Consider the following 21,201-nt stretch of genomic DNA (forward strand, 5'->3'; position numbering starts at 1 on the left):
GCATTGACCGCACCTGTCCGACGTGGGTCTCCTCTTCCGGGCCAGTTGCTGTCAGCTCTGCTGTCGTCGCCTCGGGGAATCTGTCTGACTCGGCAAGCCCTGCGACCAGGCGAGCAGCCGGCGGACCACAGCCAGGCTCAACCCCTCGGCAGGGTCGATGTCGACAAGGAGGGTGGGTGCCTCACGGGCTTCGGCCCATGCCCGCGCCTCCGTCGTCAGCGCGTCATCAATCCAGGCCACCGGACGTGAGCCGACGTACGCGGCCACGGCGGCCACCTTCTCGCGCGGTTCGAACGGGCCCGACGGAAGGCTGATGACCGGCAGTTGCGGAAGACGCAGTACCGGCGCGAGGCGCCGGTTCGCTTCCGCGCCCCACCCGGTGGCCCACACCATCTCGAACCGTTCGCCCAGCTCCCGGAGCCAATCCGCGTGAGCTGGGCACAGCCGTACCGGAGCCTCCCCCGGAAAGAACTGGAACTCCTGGTAGCTGACTGGGCACTGGTCTCCCGCGAACGGATTCAGGACACCGTCGACGTCGAGCAGAAGCAACGGGAGGTCGCGCGCCACGGTCCTCAGGATACGGAGTCGGGCGTGCCGGTCAGCCTCAAGCGGTGCCGGAAAAGCGGTGCCGTCAGGGCAGCAGTTCGAGGGTGACCCGGGAGCGCAGCTCCGGGCGCTCGGCCAGGAGCCGCTCGACTACGGCGGCAGCCTCCGGTCCGGTGGCGAGGAAGCGGATCGGCCGCCGTTCCTGCTCGACCAGGGCCGCCGAGCGGGCCGGCTCGGACAGGGGCAGGTTGTAGAACGCGGGCGCGGAGGCGCCGTGGGTGCCCTGGAGGGTAGCGAGGAAGAGCGTCTCCAGGTAGCCCTCCCGCCGGTGCTCGCTGACCACGACCGTGACCTCGCCCACGCGTACCGGCGCGTGGGCCAGCGCGCGTACGGTCACGTCGGCCTGCCTCGGCCGGTCCAGCAGGCCGGACCACCAGGCCGCCGCCCAGGTGGTGGTGCGGGCGCCGAACGGCTGGGCGAAGATCCCGCCGCCGCGCGCCAGGCCGGCCGCCCCGGCCGTCGCCGCCACCAGCGAAAACGCGACGAGCGCCCGGGCGACCGGGCCGGACCGGCCCGGGTGCCGCCGCGCGCGCCACGGGACCGGCCGCAGCAGGAACACCGCGCCCACCCCGACGAAGAGGACCACCAGCAGCAGGTGCAGGGTCTTGCCGTAGTAGTAGCGCGGGTCGGTGCCCTGCAGCGTGAACCAGAGGTAGAAGCCGGCCGCGAAGGCCAGCGCCGCGGCCAGGGCGCCCGCGTACCGGCGCCACACCGGCAGCCGCAGGCCGCCGGCGAGCAGCCCCGCGGCGACCACGCCGGTCAGCGCCAGGTAGGCGTCGTAGCGCGGGAAGACGCCGCCGCCGGTGGCGGCGTTGTCGACCTGGTCGGTGAAGAGCAGGCCCGCCACGCTCGGCAGCGGCGTGAGCACGGCCGTGGCCAGGGCCACCGCGCCGGCCAGCCAGGGCCGCCGGCGCACCGCCCGCCGGTGCCGGACCAGCCAGGCCAGCACCAGCGCCCCGACCACCGGCAGGAACATCAGGTACGCGAACCCGACCCCGACGCAGAGCGCCCCGAGCAGGCAGAGCTGGGTGCCGGTGCGGGCCACCGGACGGCACACCAGCGCGACCAGGATCGCGGTCAGCGCCAGGCCGAGGCTCTCCCCCGGGTAGCCGTACACCACGAAGCGGGCCAGCTCCGAGCCCAGGGCGAGCGCGGTGACCGCGCCGGCCAGGGCGGCGGCGCGCAGCGGGTCGAGCAGTCGGCCGGCGATCCGCGCGGCGGCCCAGAGCACCGCGAGCACCAGCAGGGCGTACGCGGCCAGCGACCAGCCGAGGTAGTGGCCCAGGGTGCTCGTCGCCGAGCCGGGCGCGGTCGAGGAACGCAGGAAGCCGTCCAGCAGCGCGGCCGTCACGTGGAAGCCCTGTGGGTACCAGACCATCGCCTCGGGCGCGATCCGGGCCGCGCCGTCCGGGTCGCTGAACAGGTAGCCGCCGACCGCCCGGATGCCCTCCACGGCGGCCAGGTGCCGGCTGTTGTCCTCGCCCGTCATCGCGTATGCGAGCCGGCCGGCCAGGCCGTCGGCGCGCAGGTAGGGCCAGGCCAGGGCCAGGGTCGCCAGCGCCGCCGCGACGACCGGCGCCACGTCGGCCGACGCCGGGCGGGGCAGGCGCGGCCGGACCCCGGTGACCAGGGCGAGGCCGAGCAGCACGGTCAGCGCCGTGCCCGCCACCGGGACCGGGTGCAGGCCCCACGGCCAGACCGAGAAGAGCAGGGCGGCGGCGCAGAGCGCCCCGAGCAGCAGCGCCGTCGCCAGCACCAGCCGGTCCAGCAGGGTGCGCCCGACCCGCAGCAGCGCGGCCGTCAGCACGAGCACGAGCGGCGGGAGCACGGCGGCCACGCCCAGCGCGTACGCCAGCACCGGAACGACCCAGGCGGCGGCGAGCCAACCGACGACGGCTGCGGCTCGGCGGGCCGGGCGGACCGGGATCGCCTGCGGCGGGGCCGCCGGGCGCGGCGCCACCGGCACGCGGGTGGAACTGCTCTGCACTGGTCGTCTCCTCGGCGCGCGGCCCGCCCGGGCCCGGACGGAGCCGCCTCACGGTAGGGGCGGCCCGCCGACGCCGGGCGACGCCGACGTGTGCGCCAGGTGACGGGCGGGCGACGAGATCCCCCGCGTCGTACACCTGTGCCAACCGGGCCGGTACGCTGGGCGGATGACCGGGGCCGCCTACCAGCCGTCGATGCTGGACCTGACCGACGCGGGGCCGTCGCTGGGTCCGCTGGCCGGCCGGCTGCGCCGGCACCCGCTCACCCGGGGCGCGTGGGTCGACCACCTCCCCGGCTGGGTCGCCGGCTCCGACCAGGTCTTCGACACGCTGCTGCGGGACGTGCCGTGGCGGGCCGAGCGCCGCACGATGTACGACGCCGAGGTCGACGTGCCGCGGCTGCTGTGCTGGTATTCCGGCCACCGGCCGCTGCCGCACCCGCTGCTCACGCGGGCGCGTGCCGCGCTCACCCGGCACTACGCCCCCGAGCTCGGCGAGCCCTTCGTCACCGCCGGCATGTGCCTCTACCGCTCCGGCCGGGACAGCGTCGCCTGGCACGGCGACACCCAGGGCCGCTCCGCGCACACCGACACGATGGTCGCCATCGTCTCGTTCGGCTCGCCGCGCACGCTGCTGCTGCGGCCCAGGGGCGGCGGCGACAGCCTGCGCTTTCCGCTCGGGCACGGCGACCTCGTGGTGATGGGCGGCTCCTGCCAGCGCACCTGGGAGCACGCGGTGCCGAAGACCGCCCGCCCCGTCGGGCCCCGGGTCAGCGTCCAGTTTCGACCCGCCGGCGTCGCCTGAGCCGCCCTCGGGTCCGGGTCGGTGCACCCACCGTCACCGGTCACCGTGCTAGCTTGACCATTCAATCACTCTCCGCTGTCTCCTGGAGCTTTCCGTGCTCGTTGGACGCCCGGCCGCACGGCGGGCCGGCGCTCGTTCCCTTCCCGCCCTGCTGCGTCGCCACGTCGGGTTCGTCGTCGTGCTCGCCGCCGGCCTCGCGCTGCGGATCACGACGATGGCGGCGTACCCGCCCGCGCTGTGGTTCCAGGGCGACTCCGGCACGTACCTCCGGCTCTCCGCACAGTGGCCGGACATGCCGGCCCGGTGGACGTACCCGTGGCTGCTCAGGGCCTTCGAGTGGACCGGCACCGTCGCCTCCGTGGTGGCCGTCCAGCACCTCGCCGGGCTCGCCCTGGGCGTCGCGTCCTACCTGCTGCTGCGCCGCCTGGGCGTCGGCCCGTGGCCGGCCACGCTCGCCGCGACGCCGATCCTGCTCGACGCCACCCAGCTCACGCTGGAGCAGTACCTGCTCACCGAGACGCTGTTCACCACCGCGCTGGCCGTCGCGGCGCTGCTGCTGGTCCGCCGGGAACGCCCCGGGACGCTCGCCGCCCTGGGCGCGGGCGTCGCCGTCGCGCTGGGCATGGCGACCCGACCCACCGGCGTGGTCGCCCTCGGCGCCCTGCTGCTGTTCCTCCTCGTGCCGTGGCGCGGCTGGCGGGCGCCCGCCGCGTACCTGCTCGGCATCGTCGTGTTCTTCGGTGCCGCCTTCGCCGGCATCGGCACCGTCAAGGGCGCGCTGGGGCTGGAGGGCGGGAAGTTCCTCTACGGACGGACCGCGCAGATCGCCGACTGCGACCGGCTGGAACTGCGGCCGGGGCTGCGCAAGCTCTGCCCGACGCAGCCGCTGGACCAGCGCCCCGCCCGGCCCGACTGGTTCATCTGGAACCGGGACAGCCCCATCCGCGACGCCGAACGCCCGGAGGACCTCGACGAGTTCGCCCGGGAGGTGCTCCGCCAGCAGCCCAGCGACTACCTGGCCGCCGTGGCGTCGGACACCGCGCGCTACTTCTGGCCGACCCCCCTCGCGCCGACCGAGTCGTGCCTGGCCAACTGGTGGCGACCGCAGCCCGCGCCGACCGACTGGGCGGCCGACCACGACTGCGTGCCGCGCACCGCCAGCCCCGGCTACGAGTGGAAACCGGCGCCGTCGCGGGACGTCGAGCCGAACGCGGCCAGCCGCTTCCTGCACGCCTACGGCCGCTACGGGGTCACCCCGCCGCCGGTCCTGGCCGCCATGGTGCTGATCGCGCTGGTCGGGGCGGTGTGGCCGCGCCGGGGCCGGCTGCGGCTGAGCCTGATCGCCCTGCTGTACGCCGGTATCGGCGTCGGGATCATGGTCTTCTCGGTGGCCACGTCGATGTTCGAACACCGCTACGGCCTGCCGGCCCTGGCGTTCCTCCCGATCGCCGCCGCGCTCGGCTGGCAGCGGCTGCGGTCGGCACCTCATCCGGCGGACCGGCGCGCGCCGGCCGACGGTCCGGCGGACCGGCCCGCGCCGGCCGACGGCGAGCCGGACCGGCTCGCGCCCACCACGGCAGAAAGCAACGGGGAGCATGACGAACGAACCAGAGATCGAGGTCACGGTGCTGCTGCCGTGCCTCAACGAGGCTGAGACGCTGGAGGTCTGCGTCCGCAAGGCGCTGCGCTCGCTGCGGGAGTGTGGGGTCGTCGGGGAGGTGCTGGTCTCCGACAACGGCTCCACCGACGGGTCCCAGGAGATCGCCGAGCGGGCCGGCGCCCGGGTGGTGCACGCCCCGATCCGCGGCTACGGCGGCGCCCTGCTCAACGGCATCGACCAGGCGCGCGGCCGGTACGTCATCATGGCCGACGCCGACGACTCGTACGCGCTGGCCGACCTCGGCCCGTTCGTCGAGGCGCTGCGCGCCGGTCACGACGTGGTGATGGGCAACCGGTTCCGGGGCGGCATCGCACCGGGCGCCATGCCGCCCCTGCACCGCTACCTGGGCAACCCGGTCCTGAGCTGGCTCGGCCGGCGGCTGTTCGGGCTGCGCGAGGTCCGGGACTTCCACTGCGGCATGCGCGGCTTCAACGCCGAGCGGATCCGCGCGCTCGGGCTGTGCATGCCGGGCATGGAGTTCGCCTCCGAGCTGGTGGTGCGCGCCGCGCTGGCCGGGTACGACATCGTCGAGGTGCCGACCACGCTGTCGCCGGACGGCCGGTCCCGCCCGCCGCACCTGCGGACCTGGCGGGACGGCTGGCGGCACCTGCGGTTCCTGCTGGTGTTCGCGCCGCGCAAGACCCTCGTCCGGCCGGGCGCCGCGCTGACCGCGCTCGGGCTGGCCGGCGTGGGGGCGCTCACCCCGGGCCCGCTGACCCTCGGCCCGGTCCGCCTCGACGTCAGCACGCTCGTGTACGCCTGCCTGATGGTGCTCGTCGGGGTGCAGCTCGTGCTCTTCGGTGGCCTCGCCGAGATCTACGGCCGGCAGGAGAGGCTCGTCCCGCAGCGCGCGTCCGACCGCTGGATCCGTCTGCTGCGGCTGGAGACCAGCGTCACCGTCGGCCTGCTGCTGCTCGTCGCCGGCGTCGCCGGCACCGTGGGGGCGGTCGCCTACTGGGGGCTGGACGGGTTCGGCGACCTGAACCCGCACGACACGCTGCGGGTGGTGCTCCCCTCGGCCACCGCGATCGCGCTCGGCGTGGTCGTGCTCTTCTCCGGCCTGGTGGGCAGCCTGCTCACGCTCCGCCCCACGCATCCGGCACCGGCGATCGTCCGCCAGTCCGGCCCCGACCACGACCGGATCCTCACCGGCAGCTGACTCCCGTCCCGGTCCCCCGTCCGCCGATCTTGCACCTCCTGCCCGGACAAAAACGCCATCGCCCGCCTGACAGGGCATCAGGTGCGGGACCGACCGTGCCTGGTGCCCGGGGTGGCGGGCGGGGCGGGGCGGCGCTCTGCTAGAAACGACTCCTGGGTTTCGTCAGCGCCCCCGTCACCTCTTGACGACGCGAAGGGCGACCCATGACCAAGTCCTCCACCGAGCCGCGCTCCCGCTGGTCCGCCTGGGCGGTCCACGGCGACGGCCGGTCCGTCCGCCCCGGCGACGTGGTCCACCCCGACGAACGGCTGTCCTGGCCACGCACGCTCGGCGTCGGCGTGCAGCACGTCGTGGCCATGTTCGGCGCCACCTTCACGGTGCCGCTGATCACCGGTTTCCCGCCGGCCACCACCCTCTTCTTCTCCGGGCTCGGCACGCTGCTGTTCCTGCTGATCACCGGCAACCGGCTGCCCTCGTACCTCGGCTCGTCGTTCGCCTTCATCGCGCCGGTGCTGGCCGCGAAGGCCGGCGGGGACATCGGCCCGGCGCTGGGCGGCATCGTCGTGGCCGGCGTCGCGCTGGCCGGCGTCGGGCTGGTCGTGCAGCTCGCCGGGTCGCGCTGGATCGACGCGCTGATGCCGCCGGTCGTCACCGGGGCGATCGTCGCGCTGATCGGCCTGAACCTCGCCCCGGTCGCGTGGGACGGCGGCGGCAGCGGCACCGGGGTGAAGGCGCAGCCGCTGATCGCGGTGGTGACCCTGGCCGCGATCCTGCTCGCCACGGTCGCCTTCCGGGGCTTCCTGGCCCGACTGTCCATCCTGCTGGGTGTGCTGGTCGGCTGGCTGCTCGCCGCGGCGCTCGGCGACCTGGACCCGAAGGCGGTCGACGGGCTGCGGGACGCCGCGTGGGTCGGCCTGCCGGAGTTCCACGCGCCGAGCTTCAGCCTGCGCGCGGTGGTGCTGGTGATCCCGGTGATCCTGGTGCTGATCGCCGAGAACGCCGGGCACGTCAAGGCGGTCGCCGCGATGACCGGCCGCAACCTGGACCGGGACATGGGCCGGGCGTTCCTGGGCGACGGGCTGGCCACCGTGCTCGCCGGCTCCGCCGGCGGCTCCGGCACCACCACGTACGCGGAGAACATCGGCGTGATGGCCGCGACCCGGGTCTACTCCACCGCCGCGTACTGGGTGGCCGGCGTGGCGGCGGTGTTGCTGGGGCTCAGCCCGAAGTTCGGCGCGCTGATCCTCACCGTGCCGGCCGGCGTGCTCGGCGGCGCCACCACCGCCCTCTACGGCCTCATCGCGATCCTCGGCGCCCGGATCTGGATCGAGAACCGGGTGGACTTCCACGACCCGGTGAACCTGATGACGGCGGCGGTCGCCGTGATCGTCGGCGCCGCCAACTACACCCTCACCGCCGGCGACCTCTCCTTCAACGGCATCGCCCTGGGCACCGCCGCCGCCCTGGTCGTCCACCACGGCATGCGCCTGGTGGCCCGCCTCCGCGGCACCACCCCCACCCCCCGCCAAACCCCCGAACCCCGGCCCGAAGCCCGTTGATCATGAAGTTGTTGTCCTCGACACCGGCGTGTCGCGCAACAACTTCATGATCAACGCGGGGAGTAGGGGGGACGGGCGAGGGGCGGCTGCGTCAGCAGCCGCCCCTCGCCCGTCCGGGGGGTCAGTCGCGTTCTACCTGGTGGCCGACGACGGTGGGGCCGAGCATGACGGCGAAGCCGGAGCCGTCGCGGCGCGGGTCGGCCGCCGGCAGCTCCACCGGCTCACCGGTGGCGGTCGCGCCCACCGGACGCGACCCGACCCAGGCGACCACCACGTCGGTCTCACCCTTGAGGAAGCGATGGGCGCGCACCCCGCCGGTCGCCCGCCCCTTCGCCGGGTACGCCTGGAACGGCGTCACCTTCACCGTGGCTCCCGTGGAGGTGACCACCATCGGCTCGCCGTGACCCGGGTCGTCGGTGCGGACCGCGCCGAAGAAGACCACCCGGGCGCCGGCCGGCAGGTTGATGCCCGCCATGCCGCCGCCCTTGACGCCCTGCGGACGGACCAGCCCGGCGGGGAAGCGCAGCAGCGACGCCTCCGAGGTGACGAAGGTGAGCGTCTCCGCCCCGTCGGTGAGCCAGGTCGCCCCGACCACCTCGTCGCCCTCGCGCAGGCCGATCACCTCGAACTCGTCGGAGCGGACGGGCCACTCCGGCGCGCAGACCTTGACCACGCCCTGCCGGGTGCCCAGCGCCAGCCCCGGTGAGCCCTCGGCCGTCGGCCCCAGCGGTGCCAGCCCGACCACCGTCTCCCCCGGCTCCAGCGGCACCAGCTCGGCGGCCGCCATCCCGCCGCGCAGCGACACCGTCCCGGCCTGCTCGGGCAGCACCGGCAGCGGCAGCACGTCGACCTTGAACGCGCGGCCGGCGCTGGTCACCAGCAGCACCCGGCCCCGGGCGGTGGAGTGGACGATGGCGCGTACGGCGTCGTGCTTGACGCGGCCGTGCCGCCGGCGCCCCTCGGACGCCTCCTCCGACTCCGCCGCGGTCCGGGCGACCAGCCCGGTCGCGGAGAGGATCACCTGGCACGGGTCGTCGGCGACCTCCAGCGGGCCGGCCGGCACGGAGGCCGCCAGCACCTCCTTGAGGTCGCCGTCGACCAGCGTGGTGCGGCGCGGGGCGCCGAACTGCTTCACCACCGCCGCCAGCTCGTCCGAGACGACCTTCTTCAGCACCTTCGGGTCGTCGAGGATCGTGGAGAGCTGGGCGATCTCCGTGCGGAGCTTCTCCTGCTCGGCCTCCAGCTCGATCCGGTCGTACTTGGTCAGCCGGCGAAGCGGAGTGTCCAGGATGTAGGTGGCCTGGATCTCGGAGAGCCTGAACTTCTGCATCAGGCCGTCCTTGGCGGCCTGGGCGTCCTCGCTGGCCCGGATCAGCTTGACCACCTTGTCGATGTCGAGCAGGGCGATCAGCAGACCGTCGACCAGGTGCAGCCGCTCCTCGCGCTTGCGGCGGCGGTAGGAGCTGCGCCGGGTCACCACCTCGTAGCGGTGGGCCAGGAAGACCTCCAGCAGCGCCTTCAGCCCGAGGGTCTGCGGCTGCCCGTCGACCAGCACCAGGTTGTTGACGCCGAACGACTGCTCCAGCGGGGTGAGCCGGTAGAGGTCGGCGAGCAGGGCCTGCGGGTTGACCCCGACCTTGCACTCGATGACCAGCCGGGTGCCGCTCTCCCGGTCGGTGAGGTCCTTGACGTCGGCGATGCCGGTGAGCCGCTTGGTCTTGTTGACCTCGTTGGTGATCGCGGCGATGACCTTCTCCGCGCCGACGCCGTACGGCAGCTCGACGACCGTGATCGCCTGCCGGCCCCGGCTGCCCTCCAGCGGGCCGATCTCCACCCGGCCCCGCATGCGGACCACGCCGCGCCCGGTCTCGTAGGCACGGCGCACCTCGTCGAGCCCGAGCAGCAGGCCACCGGTGGGCAGGTCGGGCCCGGGGACGAACTCCATGAGCTTGTCCAGCGTGGCGTCCGGGTGGTTGATCAGCCAGCGGGCGGCGGAGACCACCTCGCCGAGGTTGTGCGGGATCATGTTCGTCGCCATGCCGACCGCGATCCCGGACGCGCCGTTGACCAGCAGGTTGGGGAAGGCCGCCGGCAGCACGGTGGGCTGGGTCAGGGAGCCGTCGTAGTTGGGCTCCACGTCGACCGTGTCCTCGCCCAGCTCGCCGACGAGCAGCATGGCCTCCCGCGACATCCGGGCCTCGGTGTAGCGCGCCGCCGCCGGCCCGTCGTCCGGGCTACCGAAGTTGCCGTGCCCGTCGATGAGCGGGGCGTTGAGCGAGAAGTCCTGGGCGAGCCGCACCATCGCGTCGTAGATCGCGGTGTCGCCGTGCGGGTGGTACTTACCCATCACGTCGCCGACGATCCGGGCGGACTTCACGTGCCCCCGGTCGGGGCGGTGCCCCTGCTCGTACATAGACCAGAGGATGCGCCGGTGCACCGGCTTGAGGCCGTCGCGGGCGTCGGGCAGGGCCCGCGAGTGGATCACCGAGAAGGCGTACTCCAGGTAGGAGTCGGAGACCTCGGTGACCAGCGGGTTGTCGAAGACCCGCGCGCCGGCCTGGTCGAAGGCGGACAGGTCCACCTTGGCGCGGTCGTCCTTGCGGCGTGCCATCGGTCAGCTCTCTTCCGGACGGGTGGTGGCGGGCCTGGTCATGCGTCGATCGCCTCGCGGTCGACCCGGTCGGCGGAGTCGATCAGCCAGTTGCGGCGCGGCTCGACCTTCTCCCCCATCAGCAGCTCGAGGATCCGCTCGGCGGCGTCGACGTCGTCGAGGGTGATCCGGCGGACCGCCCGGGTGGCCGGGTTCATCGTGGTCTCCCACAGCTCGTCGGCGTCCATCTCGCCGAGACCCTTGAAGCGCGGGATCGGGGTGACGATCTGCTTGCCGGCCTTCTCCAGCTTGCGGACGGTCGCCTCCATCTCGGCCTGGGTGTAGGTGTAGATCGTCTGCGGGTTGCGCCCCTTCGTGGTGATCTTGTGCAGGGGCGGCATGGCCGCATAGAGCCGGCCGGCCTCGATCAGCGGCCGCATGTAGCGGGCGAAGAGCGTGATCAGCAGGGTGCGGATGTGCGCGCCGTCCACGTCGGCGTCCGCCATGATCAGCACCCGGCCGTACCGCAGGGCCGACAGGTCGAAGGTGCGGCCCGAGCCGGCGCCGAGCACCTGCACGATGGCGGCGCACTCGGCGTTGTCGAGCACCTGCTGGAGGTTGGCCTTCTGCACGTTGAGGATCTTGCCCCGGATCGGAAGAAGCGCCTGGTATTCGGCAGATCGGGCAAGTCGACCTGTCCCGAGGGCGCTGTCGCCCTCCACGATGAACAGCTCGCTGCGCTCGATGCCCGCCGCGCGGCAGTCGACCAGCTTGGCCGGCATCGACGCGCCCTCCAGGGCGGTCTTGCGCCGGGCGGCGTCCTTCTGCTGCTTCTGGGTCAGCCGCACCCGGGCCGCATCGACGATCTTTTGCAGGACCGTACGCGCCTCGGCCTTGGTCCTCCGGTCCTCCAGCCAGGACTTCAGGTGCTGCTCGACCAGCGACTGCATCACCTTGGTGATGCCGGCCGTGGAGAGCTCGTCCTTGGTCTGCGAGGTGAACTGCGGCTCCGGGATCCGGACGTGGACGACCGCCGTCATGCCCTCCAGGACGTCGTCCAGGGTGGGCGGGTCCTCCTTGGCCTTCAGCAGGCCACGGGTGTTGCGGACCGCGTCGGCGAGGGTGCGCGCCAGGGCCCGCTCGAAGCCCTTGCGGTGGGTGCCGCCGTGGGCGTTGCGGATGGTGTTGGTGAAGCACTCGACGGTGCGCTCGTAGCCGGTGCCCCAGCGGAAGGCCACCTCGACCTCGGCCCGCCGCTGCACGTTGGACTGCATGACCCCGTTGGCGTCGGCGGCGTTCTCCCGGTAGGTGCCCTCGCCGGTGACCAGCAGCGTGCCGGAGACCGGCCGGTCGCCGGCCGGGGCGAGGAACTCCACCATGTCGGTCAGGCCGTTGGGGTAGTGGAAGCGCTCCTCGGTCGGCTCCTCGCCGGTGTGGTCGCGCAGCGTGTAGCTCACGCCGGGGACCAGGAAGGCCGTGTTGCGCAGCTTCATCCGGACGGCGTCCGCGTCCAACGCGGCGCCGGTCTCGAAGTAGCGCGCGTCGTGCCACCAGCGGATCGAGGTGCCGCTGCGCTGGCCGCGCTTCATCGCGCCGACGATCTGGAGCCCGGGGCCCGGGGTGAAGGCCGCCTCGGGGCCGTCGCCGTCGAAGATCCCCGGCACGCCGTGCCGGAACGACATCGCGTGGATCTTGCCGCCCCGGCGGACCGTGACATCGAACCGGCGGGACAGGGCGTTGACCGCCGAGGCGCCCACGCCGTGCAGACCGCCGGAGGTCTTGTAGCCGGAGCCGCCGAACTTGCCGCCGGCGTGCAGCCGGGTCAGCACCAGCTCGACGCCGGAGATGCCGGACTTGGCGTGCACGTCGGTGGGGATGCCCCGCCCGTCGTCGTCGACCTGGACAGAGCCGTCGGCGTGCAGCGTCACCTCGACCTTCGAGGCGTGGCCGGCGACGCCCTCGTCGGTGGAGTTGTCGAGGATCTCGTTGACGAGGTGACCCACGCCACGGCTGTCGGTGGAGCCGATGTACATGCCGGGCCGCTTGCGGACGGCGTCCAGCCCCTCGAGGTGCGTGAGGTCGTCGGCCCCGTACAGGGTCTCAGGCTCTGCGGTCAACTGGTCGTACTCCCAGGTCTCGGCGGTGTGGTGCCGCGTCCGACATCGGCGGTCGGCCGGCGCGCCGCAGCGAGCCTAACCGGGAGATGCGACAGGACGACGGCGCCCCGCAGCGAGGCCCGCACCACGTCGTGTGGTGCGGGCCTCGGCGGCGTCGTCGCGTGGTCTGTCCGGATCCGGCGTCCGGCGGCGCCGTGACCGGTTCGCGGGTCAGCCGGCCGCGGGCGGGTCCACCTGCACAACAAGGGAGCCGTACCCGACGTTCCCGGCACTGTCCACGGCCGCCACGTACAGGGTGTTCGTGCCGTACGCCGGGGTGGTCAGCGTCACGGAGACGGTCTTCCCGGGGTAGCCGAGAGTGGTGCCGGCCTCCGCCTCCTCGGTGGGCGGGCTGGTCCAGCCGTAGCGGAACATCACCACGTCGGGGTCGGGCGAGCGGAGCTTGTAGGTGTAGAACTGGCCGGGCGGGGCGGGGTTGGTGACCGGGTCGACGGTCACCGTCGGGGGCTGGTCGTCGACGGTGAACTCGCACCACGCCGACCAGGGGCTGAGCAGACCGTACGGCGCGGGGTCGGTGCTGCGGGCACGCCACGCGTACGCCTTGCCGCCGAGGACGCCGGTCACGGGCGCCGTGGTGGAGCGGGCGCCGGCGGTCACCGCCGAGCCGGCCGGCGGGGTCAGCCGCGGCGTGCTGCTGTCGTAGCTGCCCGAGGCCGGGATCTCCAGCAGCTCGTACGCGGTCTGCAGGATCTGGCCGGCGTCCGCGTCGGGGAAGACGGCCGACAGGGTCGGCGGGGTCGCGAGGGCGACCCGGTCGCCGGTGACGCAGGCCTGCCCGCCGACCTGGAGGCCGGTCGGCTGGCCGGGCAGCGAGTCGTAGTCGACCACCAGGCGGGCCTCGTCCGGGTAGAACTTCTTGTACCGGTTCTGGTCGCCCTCGCCGGTGCCGGCCGAGTCGCTGCACGCGCAGAAGCCGAACGTGATCGAGGTAGCGCCGGTGCCGGCCTGGGTCCGGATGGCCGCCGTGACGTTGCTCCCGGCGAAGTTCATGATGGCGTCAGGCTGCGGACTGGTGACGCTGGCGCACGCGCTGGCACTGGCGCTGGCCCTGAGCGTGGTCAGCGTTGGCGCCCAAGCGGTGCGCGGGGTGGTCGCGATGGGCGCCGACTGGTACATGTAGGTCGGCGTGGCGAAGCAGCTCCAGGAGTGGTCCAGCTTCATCCGCACGTATGCCGACTGGATGTGCTTGCCGACCAGGCTGCTGGTCGGAAACTCGAAATACGAGCGGTAGGTGCGGTTGCTGTCGGGGAGGAACCCGACGATGGCCCGGGTGGTGTCGCTGTTGGTGAAGTTGTCGCTGGTGGCGTACGCCCAGCGGGACGCGCCTGAGGACCAGGCCGGGTCGATGTAGACCGGGAAGCTGGCCCGCGCCGGGTCGAGCAGGCCCGGCGTGGGGCGCAACACCAGGTCGCCGGCGGCGTCGATCGCGGTGGCGACCGGGGCCGTCCGGGCCCCCGCGCCGGGGCCTGCGGCGGAGGACTTCCCCGCGGCCGACCGGCCGGTGGCGGAGGTCGCGGTCGAGTCCCACATCTCGGCCGGCGCGCTGCGTGCCACCTCGGCCGTCCCGGCGAGCGCCCGCAGCGAGCCGTCGGCGTCGCGCCGGACCCGCACGTCGCCGCCGAGGTCGAAGCGGATCTCCCGCAGGGCCGGGTTCGCGGCCGCCTGCGGGGTCTTCACCGTGAGCACATGGGTGAAGCCGGTGTGGGTGGCCCGGAGCACCAGGTCCACCCCGGGCAGCACCTCGGGATAGGTGGCGGCGTCCCCGCTGACCACCGGCGCGGGCAACTCCCCCGGCCAGGCGAGGGTCAGGGACTTCCCACCGCTGGTCAGCGTGGTGGCCGGGCCGCGACCGCCGGCCGAGAACCGCACGTCGGCCGGGGAGACCGCCGGACGGAACCCGCCCGCGTCGCGGCGCAGGGTGAGGTCGACGTCGGCCCAGGACCCGTCGCTCTGACGCACCCGCTGCGGGACGGCGGCGGTCTCGGCGACGAAGCCGCCGGAGGGCTTGGCGAAGACCTGGGTCAACTCGGTGCGGGCGGAGAGGACCTCCACCCGCTGGCCGGTCCGCTCGGCCGCCGCGGCGGCCCGCGCGGCCTCGGTGGTGCCCGTACCGGCGGCGGCCGGCGGCGCGGCCGACACGGGCGGGGCCAGCACGGTGGCGCCGAGCGCCGCCGCGAGCCCGCCGGCCATCAGGCGGCGTACGGATCGTTTCTGGACCTGGACAGCGTGCATCGAGCGGCCGACGGCCACCGCAACCCCCGTGGAAGTAGAAAGCCGGACGCCGGAACTGTAGAGACGCACTTCGACCGGTGTCCATAGCCGTCACATCCTGTGAGTACAAGCGGGACATAGGCCCTCAGGACAGCCGCCGTACCGCCGGATGATCGACGTTCCGTCATGGCACCCGGTGGCCGCCGCGATGCGGTGTGGTCGACGCCGGGGGGCCGCCGCCAGGTGGAAACGGACCGGTGCACCGGGGCGGGCGCGTCCCGCAACGGACCATTCCGCGCCGAGCCATTGACGTCCGTCGTGCCGAGGTGATGGGATCGCGACCGAGAGGATCTTTCGCATTTCGATGTACAGATGGAGGACGTCATGTCCAGGTTCCGTCGTACGACTCTCGCGGCGGCGCTCGCCGTCGCCGCCGCCGCCGCACTGTCGACCGCCGTCGGGCTGCCCGCTCCGGCCGCGGCGGCGCCACCCACCGCCGCCGTGGCGCTCGGCGACAGCTTCATCAGCGGCGAGGGCGCCGGCGCGTACACCCCCGTCGTCGACGTCACCGGGGTCGCCCAGGGCTTCCCGGGTTGGACCGCGCCCAACAGCAACGCGTTCTTCTGCCACCGTTCGGCGAACGCCTCGCTGCACCGGGCGAGCCTGCCGGGCATCCAGGACCGGTTCAACCTCGCGTGTTCCGGCGGGCAGCCGCACGACATCGCCACCGCCTCGTCGGCCCGAGCCGGCGGCCGGCAGGTGGCCGCCCAGCTCGACCAGCTCCGCGCGGTCGGCCGGACCCACGACATCGACCTGGTGCTGCTCGGCCTCGGCTCGAACAACAGCTCGTTCACCTTCGGCGACGTCGCCGAGAAGTGCGCCAACCGGTTCATCGCCGACGCCTGGACCGGCTGGTGGGAGTTCTGGGCCTACCTGGGCGGGCCGGTCGAGCAGGAGCCCTGCACGGACGCCGACCTGGCCACCGCCGCCCAGTGGAGCGCCGCGACCGCGGAGACCACCTCGGCCGTACGCCAGCTGCTCACCACGCTGCGCGAGATCGACGCCGACGGCCAGCACCGGATCGTCTTCCAGGACTACACCAACCCGCTGCCGTTCGACCTGGAGCCGAGTTTCCACAGCGAGGACAGCCGGGACGACACCCGGGACAAGTTCCGCGCGCTGGGTGCCGAGCGGTACGCGGCCGGCTGCCCGATCCACCGGGCCAGCCTGCTGCCGGGGCACCGCTTCTCGCAGGGCCTGGGCACCCTGGTGCGGTCCACGCGCGACGCCCTGGCCGCCGAGTTCCCCGGCGCGGACCTGGTCCACCTCAACGTGCAGCGGGCCTTCGACGGCGCCCGGCTCTGCGAGTCGGGGGCCAGCCCGACCGGGGCGCTGGCCACCCCGATCCGGCTCCAGGACAGCCCGCCGAACGGCGTCTTCGTCACCAGCTTCGCCGGCAAGGACAAGATCGCCATCCAGCGGATCGCGAACACCTGCGTGAGCTACTTCCAGACCTGCCAGGAGTCCTGGCACCCGAACGCCGCCGGCCACCAGGTGCTCGGGCAGTGCCTGACCGGCGCGGCCGCCACCGGCGCCCGCTCCGTGGCCTGCGTCCGCGCCGCCGACGGCTCCGTCACCGTGTCCTGACCGCGACCGCGTCCCGGAACCCCGTGCCGCCCGGCGCGGGGTTCCGCCGCGTCCACGCCCGGATCAGTCACGCCCCGGGGCGGGCGCGGGGCAGGCCGAGGGCGAGCAGCACCGGACCGGTCGGCCCGTCGACGAGGCCGCCGAGGGTCACCCCGTCCAGCACGGCGAGGAAGGCGTCACGGGCCCGACGCAGCTCGTCCCGGAGCCGGCAGGCCGCACGCAGCGAGCAGGCCGGCTCGTCGCAGGACACCACCTCGTCGTCGCCCTCGAACGCCCGGACCACCCGCCCGACCGTGGTCTCGTGGCCGCCCTCGGCGAAGGCGACCCCGCCGGAGCGGCCCCGGATCGTGACCAGCACGCCGAGCCGCTGCAACCGCTGCACCACCTTCGCCACGTGGTTGCGGGGCAGCGCCAGTTGGTCGGCCAGCTCGTCCACGGTCATCCGCCGTGGGTTCGCGGCGGTGAGCATGGCGATCCGCAGCGCCATGTCGGTGGACCGGTTGAGCTTCACGTCCCGACCCTAGCCAGCGCCGACGCGCCCCACCACGGGCCGACGGACGCGATCTGTGATCCACCCGACCTCCGACCCGGGACCTTCGGCCCTAAAGAGGTATCTCGAATGCCTGTTTTGCTGGCATGGCCCGAGCGGTTCAGCGCATAAGGAGACAAGTCGTGCTCTCGGAGTCCTCAACAGCAGTGGTGACGGCGACCCTGCCCGCCGTACAGGCGCACGGCGAGGCGATCACCGGCCGGTTCTACCAGCGGATGTTCGACGCCCACCCGGAGCTGCTCGACATCTTCAACCGCGGCAACCAGGCAACCGGGGCGCAGAAGGCCGCGCTCGCGGCCTCCGTGGTCGCGTACGCGGAACACCTGACCGGCGGCAGCAACGCGCCGTGGGGCCCGATCCTGGACCGGATCGCGCACAAGCACGCCTCTCTCGGCATCACCCCCGGCCAGTACACGATCGTCGGCCGGCACCTGCTCGCCGCCGTCGGCGAGGTGCTCGGCGACGCGGTCACCCCGGAGGTCGCGGCGGCCTGGGACGAGGTGTACTGGCTGCTGGCCTGCGAGCTGATCGCCCGGGAGGCCCGCCTCTACGTCGGGGCGGGGCTCGCCGAGGGCGCGTCGGTCTGGCGGAACTGGCGGGTCACCGGTCGGGTCACCGAGGCGGTGGACGTCGTCTCGTTCACCCTGGTCCCGGCCGACGGCGGCCCGGTGCCCACCTTCGTCCCGGGCCAGTACGCCTCGGTCGCCGTCGACCTGGACGAGGGCCGCGGGCAGCAGATCCGCCAGTACAGCCTCTCCGGCCGGCCGGGGGCCGACCACTGGCGGATCACCGTCAAGCGGGTACGCGGCACCGACGCCGGCCCCGACGGCATGGTCTCCACCTTCCTGCACGAGCACGTGGCCGAGGGCGACACCCTCCGGCTCAGCCCGCCCTTCGGCGAGGTCAGCGCGGTGGCCGGGGAGGGCCCGCTGCTGCTGGTCAGCGCCGGCATCGGGCTGACCCCGGCGATGTCCGCCCTGGAGCACCTGGCGGCCACCGAGCCGCACCGCCCGGTGGTGCTGGTGCACGCCGACCGGGCCGGCGCGGCGCACGCGTTCCGCGGCGAACTGCCACGCCTGCACGCCGCGCTGCCCAACCTGCGCACCGCCCTGTGGTACGAGGACGTCACCGACGCCGAGCTGGCCGGGCTGGCCGCCGAGGTGGCCGGCGGCCGGGTCGACCCCGCGTTGATCCCGCTCTCCCCCGACGCCCACGTGCACCTCTGCGGGCCGCTGCCGTTCATGAACACCGTCCGGGGTGGCCTGCTGCGGCGGGGGGTGCCGGCGGAGCGGATCGCCTACGAGGTGTTCGGCCCGGGCATGCTCCGCGACGACCGGAACTGACCCTCCGCGACCGACCGGCCACCGGTGGTGGGGCTGCTCACCCCACCACCGGCCGGGTCCCCGCCGCCGGCCGGGCGGCCCGCCGAGAACTCGGCGGGCCGGCGGTTAGGCGACAGGGCCGGGGGTAGGGGACTCCGCATGCGGGTGCGACGGGCTCGCGGGGCGACACCGTCCGCGGCGCGACCCGTTCCCGGACGACCGGGCCGGCCGATGGAGGAAGACATGCGCATCGCGATGATCTCGGAGCACGCCAGCCCGCTCGCCGTCCTCGGGGAGGCCGGCGGGCGGCACACGCGGGTGGCGGAGCAGGCCGCCGCGCTGGTGCGCGAGGGGCACGACGTCCGCGTCTACACCCGCCGGGAGTCCGCCGCCCAACCCGACACCGTGTCCACTCCGGACGGCTACCAGGTGTGCCACGTGCCGGCCGGGCCGGCGCTGCGGTTGCCCGGCAGTGAGCTGATGCCGCACCTGGGTGAGTTCGGGCGCTGGCTGGCCGGTCAGTGGCGCGACGGCGACTGGACGCCGGACGTGGCGCACGCCCATCACTGGATGAGCGGCCTGGCCACCCTGCACGCCGGCCGGCGCACCGGGGTCCCGGTGGTGCTGACGTACCACTCGCTCGGCACCGTCGCACGGCGGCAGCAGGGCGCCCGGGACACCAGTCCACCAGGCCGGATCGGCTACGAGCGGGCCCTGGGCCGGGCCGCCGACCGGGTCGTCGTGCAGTGCCAGGACGAGATCGGCGAGCTGGTCCGCCTCGGCGTGCCCCGGTCCCGGATGGTGCTGGTCCCCTGCGGGGTCGACCAGGAGCTCTTCCGTCCCGACGGGCCCGTCGCCCCGCGCGACCCGACCCGCCGGCGGATCGTCACCGTCGGCCGGTTGGTGGAACGCAAGGGCTTCCAGGACGTCATCCGGGCCCTGCCGGCCGTCCCCGACGCGGAGTGCGTGGTGGTCGGCGGCCCGCCGGCGCGGTCGCTCCCCGCGGACGGCTTCGCCCGCCGGCTCCGGGCGCTCGCCGAGGCCTGCGGGGTGGCCGACCGGGTGAAGCTGGTCGGCGCGGTGCCCCGCACGGAGTTGGCCGCCTGGTACCGCTCGGCGGACCTCCTGGTGGCCGCCCCCTGGTACGAGCCGGTCGGGCTGGCCCCGCTCGAGGGCATGGCCTGCGGCGTGCCCGTCGTCGGGTCGAATGTCGGCGGCATCGCCGACACGGTCGTCCACGGCCTCACCGGCGACCTCGTGCCGCCCCGGGACCCCCGGGCGTTGGGCACCGCGATCCGCCGGCTGCTCGCCGACAAGGTCCGCCGCTTCGCGTACGCCACGGCGGCGCTGGACCGGGTCCGCAGCCGGTACTCGTGGAAGCGCTGCGCCGAGCAGTTGAGCGCGGTCTACGCCTCGGTCAGCACGGTCGGCCGGACCGCCCCGGCCCTGGCCTGACAGCCGACGGCACGGCGGGCGCCGGCGACGCGGGTGATCCCCACCACCCCTCGGTTACCCGCCGGTAGCCTCGGGCCGTAGCCTGGGGCGATGAACGCGACGGGGGAATACCGGCAGGAGTTCGTCGAGGTCGACGGGGCCCGGATCGGGCTGCAGGTCTACCCCGAGCCGGACGGCGTCGCCGACGCGCCGCTGGTGCTGGTCTCACCCGCGATGGGGGTGCGCGCCCGCTACTACCGGCCGTTCGCCGCCGAGCTGCGCGCCGCCGGCCTCGCCGTGGCGGTGGCCGACCTGCGGGGCACCGGGGAGAGCACGCCCGCGCCGAGCCGCGCCTGTCGCTACGGCTACGCGGAACTCGCCGCCGACGTGGGCGCCGTGCTGGCGGCGCTCAAGGCCCGGCGGGACGGGCGGAAGACGGTGCTGCTCGGGCACTCCCTCGGCGGGCAGACCGCGCTGCTGCACCTCGCCGTGCACGGCGCCCACGACGTCGACGGGCTGGCCCTGGTCGCCGTCGGCATGCCCTGGTGGCGCAGCTACCCGGGACTGCGCGGGTACGGCGTCCTGCCGTACACCCAGGGGATCGCGGCGACGGCCCGGCTGCTCGGCGTCTGGCCCGGCTGGGGCTTCGGCGGCCGGCAGGCGCGCGGGGTGATCCGGGACTGGGCGCACACCGCGCGGACCGGCCGCTTCCCGCGCCTGGGTGGGGTGGACGCCGAGGCGGCCGTCCGGGAGCTGCGCAGCCCCGTGCTCGCGGTCAGCGTCGACGACGACCAGTACACGCCGCACGAGACGCTCGACCACCTCTGCGCGAAGCTGGCCGCGGCGCCCGTCGTGCGCGAGCGTTACACCGCGGCGCAGGCCGGCGCCCGGATGGACCACTTCACCTGGGTACGCGCCGCCGCGCCGCTGGCGGCCCGGGTGGCCCGCTTCGCCACGGACCTGCCGGCCCGCTGAGGCGTCCTCGGCCGACCGTTGCGCGCCACGGTCGGGTCGGTCCCGCCGACGTCACGCCCGCACGCCTCCCCGGGCGGCGTGCCGTGTGCCCGCCGCCCGGAGCCCGGTCACTCGTCGGTCTCGACGGGCACCATCTCGCCGTCCCGCTCGACACGGGTCTCGCCGCGCTCGGGCGGCGGCGGCACCTGGGACGTCGTCTTGCGCGGATCGTTGCCCGGGTGCATCAGCACCGCGTCGGTGGAGGCGGTCTTCTCCCGGCTCTCGTCGGGCTGCGACATCCTCTTCCCCTCTCGCTCGGATCGTCCGTCCCGCGATCTACCCGCACCGGCCCCGCCGACTCCTCCCGGCCGCGCCCCGTCGCCGGTGCGACCGCCCGTACCCGCCGCGGGCCGGGCCGGGGGGGGGGGCGGCGGGGGGGGGGCCCCCCCCCCGGGGGCGGGGGGTGCCCGGAACCGCGGGGCCCCCCCCCAAACGGCGGGGTAGGTCGGGGCAATACCACCCCGGCGGGGGGTTTGCGCCGCG

At 74.3% G+C, this 21,201-nt stretch carries 15 protein-coding genes; 8 read left to right on the forward strand and 7 right to left on the reverse strand.

The genetic code is table 11. The annotated features are described in order from the left end of the window. Positions 1-51: 51 nt before the first annotated feature. Positions 52-567 carry an HAD domain-containing protein gene (locus ACZ6Q9_RS18115; RefSeq protein WP_396830218.1) on the reverse strand — a complete coding sequence of 172 codons (516 nt, stop codon included), beginning with the start codon at positions 565-567 and terminating at the stop codon, positions 52-54. A gap of 64 nt (positions 568-631) precedes the next feature. Then, entirely contained in the window at positions 632-2,593 is a 1,962-nt protein-coding gene (locus tag ACZ6Q9_RS18120) for a hypothetical protein (protein WP_396830219.1), read from the reverse strand. Positions 2,594-2,759: 166 nt separating this feature from the next. Between ACZ6Q9_RS18120 and ACZ6Q9_RS18125 the strand changes: the two genes are divergently transcribed. The 4 genes from ACZ6Q9_RS18125 to ACZ6Q9_RS18140 all read left to right on the forward strand — a co-directional run bounded on the left by ACZ6Q9_RS18125 (position 2,760) and on the right by ACZ6Q9_RS18140 (position 7,773). Beyond that, a complete protein-coding gene (locus ACZ6Q9_RS18125; RefSeq protein WP_393267644.1) occupies positions 2,760-3,395 on the forward strand; it encodes an alpha-ketoglutarate-dependent dioxygenase AlkB in 636 nt (211 codons plus the stop codon). 94 nt (positions 3,396-3,489) lie between these two features. Beyond that, entirely contained in the window at positions 3,490-5,049 is a 1,560-nt protein-coding gene (locus ACZ6Q9_RS18130; protein WP_396830220.1) for a glycosyltransferase family 39 protein, read from the forward strand. Then, positions 4,991-6,214, forward strand: coding sequence for a glycosyltransferase family 2 protein (locus ACZ6Q9_RS18135; RefSeq protein WP_393452372.1), 1,224 nt, complete (start codon positions 4,991-4,993; stop codon positions 6,212-6,214). Before ACZ6Q9_RS18130 ends, ACZ6Q9_RS18135 begins: the two co-directional genes overlap by 59 nt. Positions 6,215-6,417: 203 nt before the next feature. After that, positions 6,418-7,773: a uracil-xanthine permease family protein gene (locus ACZ6Q9_RS18140; protein ID WP_396830221.1), complete on the forward strand. Its 1,356-nt coding sequence runs from the start codon at positions 6,418-6,420 to the stop codon at positions 7,771-7,773. A gap of 121 nt (positions 7,774-7,894) precedes the next feature. Here the strand turns inward: ACZ6Q9_RS18140 and ACZ6Q9_RS18145 are convergent, their stop codons facing one another. The 3 genes from ACZ6Q9_RS18145 to ACZ6Q9_RS18155 all read right to left on the reverse strand — a co-directional run bounded on the left by ACZ6Q9_RS18145 (position 7,895) and on the right by ACZ6Q9_RS18155 (position 14,772). Further along, positions 7,895-10,384 (reverse strand): DNA topoisomerase (ATP-hydrolyzing) subunit A, encoded by a 2,490-nt coding sequence (locus ACZ6Q9_RS18145; RefSeq protein WP_396830222.1) that lies wholly within the window; start codon positions 10,382-10,384, stop codon positions 7,895-7,897. A gap of 38 nt (positions 10,385-10,422) precedes the next feature. After that, entirely contained in the window at positions 10,423-12,480 is a 2,058-nt protein-coding gene (locus ACZ6Q9_RS18150) for a type IIA DNA topoisomerase subunit B (RefSeq protein WP_396830223.1), read from the reverse strand. A gap of 210 nt (positions 12,481-12,690) precedes the next feature. After that, the gene (locus tag ACZ6Q9_RS18155) at positions 12,691-14,772 is read right to left on the reverse strand and encodes a hypothetical protein (RefSeq protein ID WP_396830224.1); all 2,082 of its coding nucleotides are present in this window, start codon (positions 14,770-14,772) and stop codon (positions 12,691-12,693) included. Positions 14,773-15,135: 363 nt separating this feature from the next. On the opposite strand from ACZ6Q9_RS18155, the gene ACZ6Q9_RS18160 reads away from it, so the two are divergent. Beyond that, positions 15,136-16,398, forward strand: coding sequence for a hypothetical protein (locus ACZ6Q9_RS18160; RefSeq protein ID WP_396830225.1), 1,263 nt, complete (start codon positions 15,136-15,138; stop codon positions 16,396-16,398). Between the two features lie 67 nt (positions 16,399-16,465). On the opposite strand, the gene ACZ6Q9_RS18165 is transcribed toward ACZ6Q9_RS18160, so the two are convergent. Next, entirely contained in the window at positions 16,466-16,909 is a 444-nt protein-coding gene (locus tag ACZ6Q9_RS18165; protein ID WP_393267666.1) for an RrF2 family transcriptional regulator, read from the reverse strand. A gap of 125 nt (positions 16,910-17,034) precedes the next feature. On the opposite strand from ACZ6Q9_RS18165, the gene ACZ6Q9_RS18170 reads away from it, so the two are divergent. From ACZ6Q9_RS18170 to ACZ6Q9_RS18180, 3 genes are all read left to right on the forward strand, one after another. Beyond that, entirely contained in the window at positions 17,035-18,291 is a 1,257-nt protein-coding gene (locus ACZ6Q9_RS18170) for a globin domain-containing protein (RefSeq protein WP_393267669.1), read from the forward strand. A 222-nt stretch (positions 18,292-18,513) separates the two neighbouring features. Beyond that, positions 18,514-19,725, forward strand: coding sequence for a glycosyltransferase (locus tag ACZ6Q9_RS18175; protein WP_396830226.1), 1,212 nt, complete (start codon positions 18,514-18,516; stop codon positions 19,723-19,725). Positions 19,726-19,815: 90 nt separating this feature from the next. Continuing rightward, positions 19,816-20,679 carry an alpha/beta hydrolase family protein gene (locus ACZ6Q9_RS18180; protein WP_393267674.1) on the forward strand — a complete coding sequence of 288 codons (864 nt, stop codon included), beginning with the start codon at positions 19,816-19,818 and terminating at the stop codon, positions 20,677-20,679. Between the two features lie 107 nt (positions 20,680-20,786). On the opposite strand, the gene ACZ6Q9_RS18185 is transcribed toward ACZ6Q9_RS18180, so the two are convergent. After that, positions 20,787-20,957, reverse strand: coding sequence for a hypothetical protein (locus ACZ6Q9_RS18185; protein WP_350706584.1), 171 nt, complete (start codon positions 20,955-20,957; stop codon positions 20,787-20,789). Positions 20,958-21,201: the final 244 nt, after the last annotated feature.

Source organism: Micromonospora sp. NPDC049139, from assembly GCF_055586845.1.